This is a genomic window from Acrocarpospora phusangensis, assembly GCF_016862995.1.
Taxonomy (GTDB): domain Bacteria; phylum Actinomycetota; class Actinomycetes; order Streptosporangiales; family Streptosporangiaceae; genus Acrocarpospora; species Acrocarpospora phusangensis.
The window spans coordinates 1-10160 of sequence record NZ_BOOA01000147.1; the positions used below are offsets into that span (position 1 = coordinate 1).

The following is a 10160-nucleotide window of genomic DNA, read 5'->3' on the forward strand; positions in this document are numbered from 1 at the left end:
AGGATTGCCGGATGAAGAAGGTTTGGGGGTCCAGACACCGGCGTGGCCAAGCCGGTCTTTGGGGGCACCTGGAATGATGCGGTTTCATGCGATTCATCATCATTGGGGCCGGGGCTATCGGCGGGACCGTCGGGGCGCGGCTGTTCGGGAGTGGGTATGAGGTCGTGCTGGTGGCTCGGGGGGCGCATCAGGAGGCGCTAAGGGAGGGCGGGCTGCGGTTCGTCACGCCGGAGGGGGCCGAGGTGTTGCCGATTCCGGCTGCGCGGGGGCCGGAGGATGTCGAGCTCACGGCGGATGACGTGCTTGTTCTCGCGGTGAAGACGCAGGACGCGGTGGCCGCGCTGGAGGCGTGGGCAGGGGCGCCGGTGCGGGGTGGAGGGACGGCGGGTGAGCGGCTGCCGGTCGTCTGCGCGCAGAACGCCGTCGAGAACGAGCGTGTCGCGCTCCGGCACTTCGCCCGGGTGTACGGAATGCTCGTCTGGCTGCCGGCCCTGCACCTGGAGCCGGGCATGGTGGCCGCGTATGGGGCGCCGCTGTCGGGGATGCTGCCGATCGGATGTTATCCACAGGGTGTGGATAACATCTGCGCACAGGTCGCGGAAGCGCTCTCGGGGAGGGTTCTCCACAGCTGGGCCGACCCCGACATCATGCGCTGGAAGTACGCCAAGCTGCTGGGGAACCTGGGCAACGCCATCGAGGCGCTGTGCGGGCCCGGCCCCGGGCGGGAGGCCGTACTGACCCGGGCGGTGGCCGAGGGACGGGCGGTCCTGGACGCGGCCGGGATCGGGTACGCGAGCCCCGAAGAGGAGGAGGGCAAGCGCGGCGACCAGGTCGAACTGGTGCCGATCGACGGTGTCACCCGGCCGGGCGGCTCATCGTGGCAGAGCCTGGCCAAGGGCAGCGGCTCGATCGAGGCCGACTTCATCAACGGGGAGGTCGCTCTGCTCGGGCGGTTGCACGGCGTCGCCACGCCGGTCAACGTGGTCCTCCAGCGGGAGGCCAACCGGTTCGCCCGGGAGCGCCGCGAGCCCGGATCGATGCCCCTGGAGACCCTCAACCAGCTCATCGACGCCGTCAGCGCCTCTAATTGAACACGACTGCGTCAGATATCAGTCACACATTGTCACAAGGACCTGGTAGGACGAAGCAACCACTTTCGTGACTTATCCGGAAATGATGGTTAGGGCGCTGACCAGCATCGGAAGCGGCGAAACCCGCTGTACACACTCCTTTGCGTACCGTTTCCGCATCCGTTGGGTGAATCCGCCCAAATAACGCTTTACGGGGACGCAGCGGCGCTCTAGTTTCAGTGCCGTGGACGTGGAGCGTCGTGAAGCCGCTGAGCGTTACGACAGCGCGCTCCCCGACGGCGTCAACGTCATGCGGGTGTGGACTCCCCGTGACCCCGACTCCCTGCGCAAGCGCCTCGGCGACGACAATCTCGCGGTCTGGGCCGACGACGAGACCCTGCACATCGTTTGGCGCGGGACCGCGGATCAGGTGGATCTGGCCGGCGGCATCGGCATCGGCCTCTGGCCCGTCGAGGACACCGACGACCTGTGGGAGGCCTCCCTGCGCGTACGCCGCCTGGACGAGGCCGTTATCGAGGTCGTCCCCCTGGTCTGCGGCGGCACCCAGCTTCCGCGAACCCTCGACGAGGCCCGCTGGCACGGCCCGGAGGCGAGCCGGTCCCGGCCGGTCGCCCGCGAACTGGTCGGCACGCTGGAGGTGCACGAGCTGGAGTTCGCAGGCCGCCCCCGGTCCATCACCCTCTACCGCCCGCCCATCTCCGGCGGCCTGGTCCCGGCCTGCTGCGTCGCCGACGGCCACGCGGTGGGCCTGTTCGCCCAGACCGTCGAACCCGCGATCCTGGACGGCGACTTCCCGCCGGTCGTCCTGGTCGGCATCAGCAGCGACAACGGCACGGGCGTGTATCCGGACCCGCGCGCCCGGGAGTACCTGCCCGACGCCGACCCGGCCCGGTTCGCCGCGCATCTGAGCTTCGTGATCGACGAGGTCATCCCCTGGGCCGAGGAACGTTTCCCCGCGTCAGGACACTGGATGAGCGGCGGTTTCTCCAACGGCGCGGTCTGGGCGCTGACCGCCGCGCAGCGCCGCCCCGACGTGTTCACCGGCGTGGCCGCCCTGAGCCCGGGCATCCCGCCGCCCGCCGAGGTGCACACGCTCGGCCGCCACTACATCGGCGCCGGCACGCTGGAACCGGGCTTCCGTTCGGCCTCCGCCGAGTGGGCCCGCCGCCTGGGCGGAAACGGCGGCCGGGTACGCCACGAGGAGTGGATCGGCGGCCACGACTACTACTGGTGGACCCAGCGTTTCCCGACCGCCCTGGAATGGCTGCTGGCATAACACCAAACCCCAACTCATCGGCATTTATCCGACTAAGGTGCTGATCGCGAAACCTGAGGAGGATTTATGTCTGAATACGCCCCGACCTTCAGCCTGGTCGACAGCGACGGTGACGGCCTGATCTCCGCCGAAGAGCTGGTCCGCCTGGCCGACCTGCTCGGCCAGCCGCTCGGCGAGGACGGCGCGGAAGCCGTCATCCGCAAGGTGGACGGCGACGGCGACGGCCTGATCAACCTGGAGGAGTTCGGCGGCTGGCTCCAGTCGGCCCGCTGACGACCACCGACCGCCGCTGGTACCGGCCGGCCCGAGGCCGGCCGGTCAGTGCCGGTCAGTGACAGCCCGTGCCGGATCAGACCGTGATGTACACCTGGCTGAAGACCTTGGCCAGCTTCGCGAGGTCGTCGGTGCCGGGCGTGTAGAAAGTGGTGAGGCGCCGCTGGAGGGGTTCGAGCTTCTCCAGCTGGGCCCAGGTGGCGGCGGGGATGCCGTGCACGGTGCCCTTGGCGTCCAGGTAACGGGACCAGACGTTGACCGTGGCCGCGCCGTCCTCCAGCGGCAGCACGACGCGCTGGGCGGTGGCGGCCTTGGCCTGCGCCTCGGTCAGCGAACCGCCGACCAGCCCGGCGTCCTCGGCGCCCACCTGGGCGAGCGCGTCCCAGGCGCGGGCCTTGACCTGGATCCACTGGTTGCGCCTGGCCTCCTGCGGGGTGATCTTCCACTGGCCGTACCCGGGGGCCATGCCGCTGTCCAGGGTGAGCTGGTCGATCTTCCCGCCGGTGAGCAGCGGCTCGATGACCTTGGCGGTGAGCAGCGGGTACTGCGTGGTCATGGTCCTCACGCAGCCGTTGTGGCCGCCGCAGGCGAACTCGGGGACCACGGTGTGGATGCCGAGCTTGGTGCCGGGCGCGACCTGGCGCAGCGCGGCCGAGGCGGCGGCGACGAACTTGGTGAGCTCCTCGGCGGTGGCGAAGGTGTCGTTGTAGCCGAGCTGGTTGGTGAAGCGGATCCCGGCCACGCCCGGCTGGGCGGCCAGCGCGCCGATGTGCTTGACCGCGGCGGCGAACTGCTGCTCGCCCGCCTTCCAGTCGTCGGCCAGCTCGGTGTTGATCCAGACCCGCAGACCCTCGGTGCCCGCGATCTCCACGGCCTCCCCGGCGGGGCTCTGCGCGGCGGCCACCACCTCGTCCGGTTCGACCGTGCAGGTCGAGCCCGGCGGGTCGCACACGATGGGCCCGCCGTCCTCGTCGTCCCCGGCCGGGCCCGGCTCGTTCTCGTCGTACGCGCCGCCTTCGCCGGGCGGGCAGGGGCCGTCGGTGCAGGTGATGTCGATGGACGGCCAGCCGGAGCCGTGGGGTTCGGCCTGCTGGAGGTGGCGGGCGTCGTCGGCCAGCCAGTTCATGGCGACCTGGAGGGCTTCGTCGGGCTTGGCCAGCCAGCGGCAGACCACGTACGACGGCGTACCCGCCGGGAGCTGGTCGTTGCAGGGCTCCCCAGCCGAGTGCGCCACGGCTCCCGGCAGTCCGATCGAGATCACTCCCGCGATCGCACCGATGGCCGCAATCCGCCGCAAACGCATCTTCACTCCAGGGTTCTTGGTGATCGCCCCGGACAGTATAGAGATCAACCGCTCTGACCGCTGGTGCGTAGACCGCGCGTCGCGGCCCTCGGGTGCAGCCCGAAGCGCGGATCGGGTTCGCGCTCCCCGTCCAGGATCTCGGCGAGGTAGCCGGCCAGCGCGGGCGCGTGCTTGAAGCCGTGGCCGGAGTCGCCGCCGATCACCCATTCGCGCGGGCGCGCCTCGGCGATGATCCATTCGGCGTCGGGGGTCAGGCCGTACTGGCAGACCTGGCTGAACAGGACGGGAGCGGCGGCGAGGCTGGGGAAGCGGCGGCTGAGGTAGTCGCGGGCCAGGGTCTCGCTGGCGGGGAGGATCCGGCGGGAGCCGGTGGCCGGGTCGTAGGGCTCGCCCTCGACGTCGCTGGTGCATTTGACGCCGGCGCCGTCGATGTCGCCGTGGCCGTAGACGGAGCTGTCGTACTCGCAGAAGGCGGGGGCGTCGGCCCAGGCGGCGGGGGCGTCGAAGTGCAGGGTGTCCTGGCGGGTGACGGTGACGGGCAGGTCGAAGAGGCCGGGGAGCCAGGCGCCGCAGGCCCAGACGACCCGGTCGGCGCGGTGGACCTCGCCGTCGGCGAGCACGCCGCCGTCGGGGTGCGGTCGGCATTCGGCGCGGACCAGGGTGACGCCGGCGGCCTGGGCCAGGCGGGAGGTGAGCTGGGTGGCGCGGCGGGCGCGGACCACTCCGGCGTGCGGTTCGCGCAGGACGAAGGCCAGGTCGTCGCCGCGGAAGTCGGGGAAGGCGCGGCCCGCGTCGGCCGGGTCCAGCACCTCAACGGGGATGTCCAGATTTTTCAGGACCTGGGTGCTGGCGGCCTCCCAGCCGTGTTCCTGGCGGGCGAACCAGAGGATGCCGGTCTCCAGGAACAGGTCCTCGCCGACGCGTTCGCCGAGGCGGCGCCAGCCGTCGCGGGCCTGCCAGGCCAGCCGGGCGTACCAGTCGTCGTGGCCGTGGGCGCAGCGCAGCAGGCGGGTCTCACCGGCGCTGGCCTGGCGGATGTGGCCGGGGGCGTACTGCTCGATGAGGGTGACGCGCCAGCCGGTCTCGGCCAGGCGGAGGGCCAGCGAGGCGCCCCAGATACCTGCGCCTACCACGATTACGGTCTTCACCGGGCCAGGGTGTCATACCGGCCATAATCGAGGAATGGCCGCTGAGCAGGCGCAGACGTTGGAGCGAGGGCTGCGGTTGCTTCGCGTGCTCGCCGAGGGGCAGCGCGGGCACACGCCCACCGAACTGGCCGCGGAGCTGGGGTTGAGCAGGCCGGTGGTGTACCGGCTGCTCACCACGTTGCAGCAGGAGGGGTTCGCGCGGCGGGACGCGGAGGGGCGGGTGCATCTCGGGTTCGGGGTGCTGGTCCTCGCCCAGGCCGTGCAGCCGCTGCTGCGGGCGGCGGCGCTGCCGGCGCTGCGCCGGCTGGCCGAACGGGCGGGGGCGACCGCGCACCTGACCGTGGCGGAGGGCGGCGACGGGCTGGCCATCGCGGTGGTGGAGCCGTCCTGGACGGACCTGCACGTGGCCTACCGGGAAGGGTCGCGGCACCCGCTGTCCAAGGGCGCGGCCGGGCTGGCGATCCTGGCGCGGCGGGCCGGGGACGAGGGCTTCCAGGCGTCCGCCGGGCAGTTGCAGGAGGGGGCGAGGGGCGTGGCCGCGCCGATCTCGGGCCTGCCGTGGCTGGAGGCGTCGGTCGGAGTGATCACGTTCGGGCAGCTGGACGTGGCGGCGGCCGGCGAACTGGTGGTCGGGGCCGCGCGCGAGCTCGCCGACGCGCTCAGTCGTTGACAGGACGCCCGAGGGCAGGCACTGTCGTACGTATAGAGGACAAAGGTGTCCGATATCCGTACATGGAGGGATCATGCCGTACTACCAGCGGGTCGGGGAGGTGCCCCGGAAACGGCACGTACGGTTCCCGCGGCCGGGCGGCGGGCTGTACGCCGAGGAGCTCATGGGCGAGGAGGGCTTCTCCTCGGACTCGTCGCTCCTCTACCACCGGTACGCGCCGACGGCCATCGTGAAGGCGGAAGCCGTACCGGCCCTGGCGGGGGCGGAGCTGACGCCCAACCTGCCACTCTCGCCGCGGCACTTCCGCACCCAGGAGCTGGGGGCCGACGGGGATCTCGTGTCGGGCCGGAGGCTGCTGGCGGGGAACGGGGACGTCCGCATCTCGTACGCGGCCGGGGATCGGGTCAGTGAGCTCTACCGGGACTCCATGGGCGACGAGTGCGTCTACGTCCAGTCGGGCCGGGCCACCTTCGAGTCCACCTACGGCGCGCTGGAGGTGGCCGAGGGCGACTATGTCGTGATTCCGACGGGGACCATCCACCGGTGGGTGCCGCGCGGGACCGTGACCGCGCTCGTCGTCGAGGCGGCGGGGCACATCCGGCCGCCGAAGCGGTACCTGTCGCAGTTCGGGCAGTTCCTGGAGCACGCGCCGTACAGCGAGCGGGACCTGCGCATGCCGTCGGAGCCGCTGCTGGCTGACGGCGAGGACGTGCCCGTGCTGGTCAGGACCCGGGGCGGGCTGACCAGGCTGACCTACCGCAACCACCCGTTCGACGTGGTCGGCTGGGACGGCTGCCTCTACCCCTACGTGTTCAACATCGCCGACTTCGAGCCGATCGTGAAGCGCACCCACGCCCCGCCGCCGGTGCACCAGACCTTCGAGGGCCCCGGTTTCGTGATCTGCTCGTTCTGCCCGCGTCCGCTGGACTTCCATCCGGACGCCGTGCCGATCCCCTACAACCACCACAACGTGGACTCCGACGAGTTCATGTTCTACGTGGGCGGCGACTACACCGCCCGTGCCGGTTCCGGCATCGACGTGGGCTCGATCTCGCTGCATCCGGCCGGGTTCACGCACGGCCCGCAGCCGGGCGCGGTGGAGGCGGTGATCGCGTCGGGCGCGACGGCCACCAGCGAGCTGGCCGTGATGATCGACACATTCCGCCCGCTGGACCTCGGCGCCGGCGCGCTGGCCTGCGAGGACGTGGACTACGCGTGGACGTGGGCCCGCTAGATGTTCGGACTGGACAACCTGCCCTACGGCGTCTTCGACGACCGGGTCGGGGTGCGCTACGGCGACCAGGTGCTCGATCTGGCCGCCGCGCTGGACGAGGACGTGTTCCGCGCGCCCAGCCTGAACCCCTTCCTGGCGCTGGGACGGCCGGCCTGGCAGGAGACCCGGCGCCGGATCCAGGCGCTGCTGCGCGCGGGCACCGCCCACCTGATCCCGCTCGCCGAGGTGGAGCTGCGGCTGCCCTTCGAGGTGGCCGACTACGTCGACTTCTACTGCTCGCTGGAGCACGCCAGCAATCTGGGGCGGCTGTTCCGGCCCGGCGAGGAGCCGCTGAAGCCCAACTGGCGGCATCTGCCGGTGGGGTACCACGGGCGGGCGGGCACGGTGGTCGTGTCGGGGACGCCGGTACGCAGGCCGTACGGGCAGCTGGGTGAGGGCAGGTTCGGGCCGACGGAGAAGCTGGACATCGAGGCGGAACTGGGGTTCGTGGTCGGCGTCGGAACCGCCCCCGGCGAGCAGCCGGGAGCCTTCGAGGATCACGTGTTCGGGGTGACGCTGGTCAACGACTGGAGCGCCCGGGACATCCAGTCCTGGGAGTACGTCCCGCTCGGGCCCTTCCTGGGGAAGTCGTTCGCGACGTCCGTCTCGCCGTGGGTCACCCCGCTTGAGGCGCTCGAGCACTGCCGGGTACCGGGGCGGGCGCAGGAGCCCGAGCCGCTCGGGTATCTCAAGCGGACCGCGGACTGGGGGCTCGATCTGCGGCTGCGGGTGGAGCTCAACGGGCGGACGGTGAGCGAGCCGCCGTACCGGGGGATGTACTGGACGCCGGACCAGATGCTCGCGCATCTGACCGTGAACGGCGCGACGCTGCGGACCGGCGACCTGTTCGCCAGCGGCACGGTCTCCGGGCCGGAGGACCCCGGCTCGTTCATCGAGCTGGGCCGGCCGTTCCTGGCGGACGGCGACACGGTGACGATCAGTGCCCTGACCAGCGGCGGGATGTCGCTCGGGGAGGTGTCGGGTACCGTCACCTAGCGAGCCTCGATTGCTACGCTGAGTGATGATGATGCGCCTTGTGACCCTGTTCGCGGTGGCGGTCCTCGGCTGCGGGTGCACGTCGGTCACGACGGACGCGCGCCCGCGGATTCCGGCGCCCGCCGTCACGATCTCGCCCAGCCCCGGTGAATTCCGGGCCCGCCCGGACCAGGGCCTGGTGGTCCAGGTGCGCGACGGCACGCTCGCCGCGGTGACCGCGTTCGCGGAGGGCAAGCGCATCCCGGGCGAGTTCGACGACAGCCGGACGAACTGGCGCTCGACCTGGACGTTACCGCCCGGCGTCGAGCACGTGGTCAACGTCACCGCGACCGGGGACGCCGGCCCCGTACGGGAGGCGGCCAGATTCCGCACCCTGCCGACGTCCGGGTCCGCCGGAGACGTGGCCATCTCCCCGCTGCCCGGCCAGGTCACGGGCGTCGGCATGCCGATCGTCGTCACCTTCGCCACCCCCGTCACCGACCGGGCCGCCGTCGAACGCGCCCTGGAGGTCAAGGCCGCCAAACCGGTCGAGGGCGCGTGGCGCTGGTTCGGCCCGTCCCAGGTCGTCTACCGCACCCGCCGCTTCTGGCCGGCCCGCCAGAAGATCGTCCTCATCGCGCACCTGGCCGGCGTCCGCATCGCCCCCGGCGTGTACGGCTCCGCCGACCGCACGGTCCCCTTCACCGTCTCCCGCAAGCAGATCAGCACGGTCGACACGCTGGCGCACCGCATGGTCGTCCGGCGCGGCGACGAGGTCGTCCGGTCGATCCCGGTCAGCGCCGGCCGGGGCACCAGCTGGGAATACACCACCACCAGCGGCGTTCACCTGGTGATAGACAAGGGCAACCCCGTCCGGATGGTGTCCCCCGGCCGCGTCCAGGGCGAGCCCGGCTACTACGACAAGCTCATCAGCTACGCCGTACGCATCTCCGACAGCGGCGAATACGTCCACGCGTTCAACAACATCTCCGCCCAAGGACGGCAAAACGTCAGCCACGGATGCGTGAACGTGTCCCCCGCCGATGCCGCCTGGTTCTACGCCCACTCGCTGCCCGGCGACCCCGTGCTGATCACGGGCACCAACCGCGAACTGGAACCGGAGAACGGCTGGGGCTTCTGGCAGCTGTCGTGGTCCCAGTGGCGGGCGGGAAGCGCACTTCACGCGACAAAACCTGTGAATTCGCTCATCACTCCACGCCTTTCCCGCGTTTCTGACATGTAGCGTGAAAAGAGGAACCCCGCAGAGTGGGGGTCCGTTGAACGCTATGGAGGGCGGGCAATGGACTCGTGGATCGTCTGGCTGATCCTCGCGGCGGCACTCGGCGTCGCGGAGATCTTCACCCTGACCGCCGCACTGGGGATCATCTCGGTCGCGGCCCTGCTCACCGCCGGTGTGGCAGCCATCGGGCTACCGCCTGGCCTGCAACTCCTCGTCTTCGTGCTGGTCTCGGTCGCGGGCGTGGTCGTCATCCGGCCGATCGCCCAGCGGCACATCCAGCAGGCTCCGGGCCAGCGCTTCGGGGTGTCCGCGCTGGTCGGCAAATCCGCCTACGTGACCAGGGAGGTCACCGGCCGCGACGGCCGGGTCCGCATCGGCGGGGAGGAATGGTCGGCCCGCGCGTATGACGAGACTCTCGTCATCCCCGTGGGCGCCACCGTTGACGTCTTCGAGATCGAAGGAGCCACCGCGCTCGTCTACCCCCGGGAGTGACCCATGGAAGTCGCCCTGCTCGTTGTCCTGATCTTCGTTGTGCTGTTCGCCATGACCACCGTGCTGCGCGCCGTACGGATCGTGCCCCAGGCGCGTGCGGGCAACGTCGAACGCCTGGGGCGTTACCACCGGACCCTGGAACCCGGGCTCAACTTCGTCATTCCGTACGTGGACCGGGTCCGGCCGCTGATCGACCTGCGGGAGCAGGTGGTGTCGTTCAAGCCGCAGCCGGTCATCACCGAGGACAACCTGGTGGTGGACATCGACACGGTGCTCTACTTCCAGGTGACCGATCCGCGGGCGGCGTCGTACGAGATCGCCAACTTCATCCAGGGTGTCGAGCAGCTGACCGTGACCACCCTGCGGAACGTGGTCGGCGGCATGGACCTGGAGATGACGCTGACCTCGCGCGACACCAT

The 10160-nt window shown here is 70.8% G+C and carries 11 protein-coding genes; 9 read left to right on the forward strand and 2 right to left on the reverse strand.

What is annotated here, in order from left to right; all coding sequences use genetic code 11:
• Positions 1–86: 86 nt before the first annotated feature.
• From Aph01nite_RS39840 to Aph01nite_RS39850, 3 genes are all read left to right on the forward strand, one after another.
• The gene (locus tag Aph01nite_RS39840; RefSeq protein WP_204046278.1) at positions 87–1091 is read left to right on the forward strand and encodes a ketopantoate reductase family protein; all 1005 of its coding nucleotides are present in this window, start codon (positions 87–89) and stop codon (positions 1089–1091) included.
• A 223-nt stretch (positions 1092–1314) separates the two neighbouring features.
• Entirely contained in the window at positions 1315–2367 is a 1053-nt protein-coding gene (locus Aph01nite_RS39845) for an alpha/beta hydrolase (RefSeq protein WP_204046279.1), read from the forward strand.
• Between the two features lie 66 nt (positions 2368–2433).
• Positions 2434–2640 (forward strand): EF-hand domain-containing protein, encoded by a 207-nt coding sequence (locus Aph01nite_RS39850; protein WP_155346241.1) that lies wholly within the window; start codon positions 2434–2436, stop codon positions 2638–2640.
• A gap of 76 nt (positions 2641–2716) precedes the next feature.
• Here the strand turns inward: Aph01nite_RS39850 and Aph01nite_RS39855 are convergent, their stop codons facing one another.
• Both Aph01nite_RS39855 and Aph01nite_RS39860 read right to left on the reverse strand, forming a co-directional pair.
• The gene (locus tag Aph01nite_RS39855; protein ID WP_204046280.1) at positions 2717–3943 is read right to left on the reverse strand and encodes a hypothetical protein; all 1227 of its coding nucleotides are present in this window, start codon (positions 3941–3943) and stop codon (positions 2717–2719) included.
• Between the two features lie 44 nt (positions 3944–3987).
• A complete protein-coding gene (locus Aph01nite_RS39860) occupies positions 3988–5091 on the reverse strand; it encodes an NAD(P)/FAD-dependent oxidoreductase (RefSeq protein ID WP_204046281.1) in 1104 nt (367 codons plus the stop codon).
• 34 nt (positions 5092–5125) lie between these two features.
• Here Aph01nite_RS39860 and Aph01nite_RS39865 point away from each other — a divergent pair, with 34 nt between their 5' ends.
• From Aph01nite_RS39865 to Aph01nite_RS39890, 6 genes are all read left to right on the forward strand, one after another.
• The gene (locus tag Aph01nite_RS39865) at positions 5126–5761 is read left to right on the forward strand and encodes an IclR family transcriptional regulator (protein ID WP_204046282.1); all 636 of its coding nucleotides are present in this window, start codon (positions 5126–5128) and stop codon (positions 5759–5761) included.
• Positions 5762–5834: 73 nt separating this feature from the next.
• Entirely contained in the window at positions 5835–6995 is a 1161-nt protein-coding gene (locus Aph01nite_RS39870; RefSeq protein WP_204046283.1) for a homogentisate 1,2-dioxygenase, read from the forward strand.
• On the forward strand, positions 6996–8030 hold the full coding sequence (locus Aph01nite_RS39875) for a fumarylacetoacetate hydrolase family protein (RefSeq protein ID WP_204046284.1): 1035 nt from the start codon (positions 6996–6998) through the stop codon (positions 8028–8030).
• Between the two features lie 28 nt (positions 8031–8058).
• On the forward strand, positions 8059–9252 hold the full coding sequence (locus tag Aph01nite_RS39880) for a L,D-transpeptidase (RefSeq protein ID WP_204046285.1): 1194 nt from the start codon (positions 8059–8061) through the stop codon (positions 9250–9252).
• Positions 9253–9309: 57 nt separating this feature from the next.
• Positions 9310–9741, forward strand: a complete 432-nt coding sequence (locus Aph01nite_RS39885) for an NfeD family protein (RefSeq protein WP_204046286.1) — start codon at positions 9310–9312, stop codon at positions 9739–9741.
• A 3-nt stretch (positions 9742–9744) separates the two neighbouring features.
• Positions 9745–10160: SPFH domain-containing protein (locus Aph01nite_RS39890; RefSeq protein WP_275419363.1), on the forward strand; the 416-nt coding region annotated here is incomplete at its 3' end.

Bases quoted from the DNA above. Each gene is read 5' to 3' on its own strand.
- Aph01nite_RS39840 (WP_204046278.1), top strand. From the start codon at position 87: ATGCGATTCATCATCATTGGGGCCGGGGCTATCGGCGGGACCGTCGGG.
- Aph01nite_RS39850 (WP_155346241.1), top strand. From the start codon at position 2,434: ATGTCTGAATACGCCCCGACCTTCAGCCTGGTCGACAGCGACGGTGAC.
- Aph01nite_RS39885 (WP_204046286.1), top strand. From the start codon at position 9,310: ATGGACTCGTGGATCGTCTGGCTGATCCTCGCGGCGGCACTCGGCGTC.
- Aph01nite_RS39880 (WP_204046285.1), top strand. From the start codon at position 8,059: ATGATGCGCCTTGTGACCCTGTTCGCGGTGGCGGTCCTCGGCTGCGGG.
- Aph01nite_RS39870 (WP_204046283.1), top strand. From the start codon at position 5,835: ATGCCGTACTACCAGCGGGTCGGGGAGGTGCCCCGGAAACGGCACGTA.
- Aph01nite_RS39865 (WP_204046282.1), top strand. From the start codon at position 5,126: ATGGCCGCTGAGCAGGCGCAGACGTTGGAGCGAGGGCTGCGGTTGCTT.
- Aph01nite_RS39875 (WP_204046284.1), top strand. From the start codon at position 6,996: ATGTTCGGACTGGACAACCTGCCCTACGGCGTCTTCGACGACCGGGTC.
- Aph01nite_RS39855 (WP_204046280.1), bottom strand. From the start codon at position 3,943: ATGCGTTTGCGGCGGATTGCGGCCATCGGTGCGATCGCGGGAGTGATC.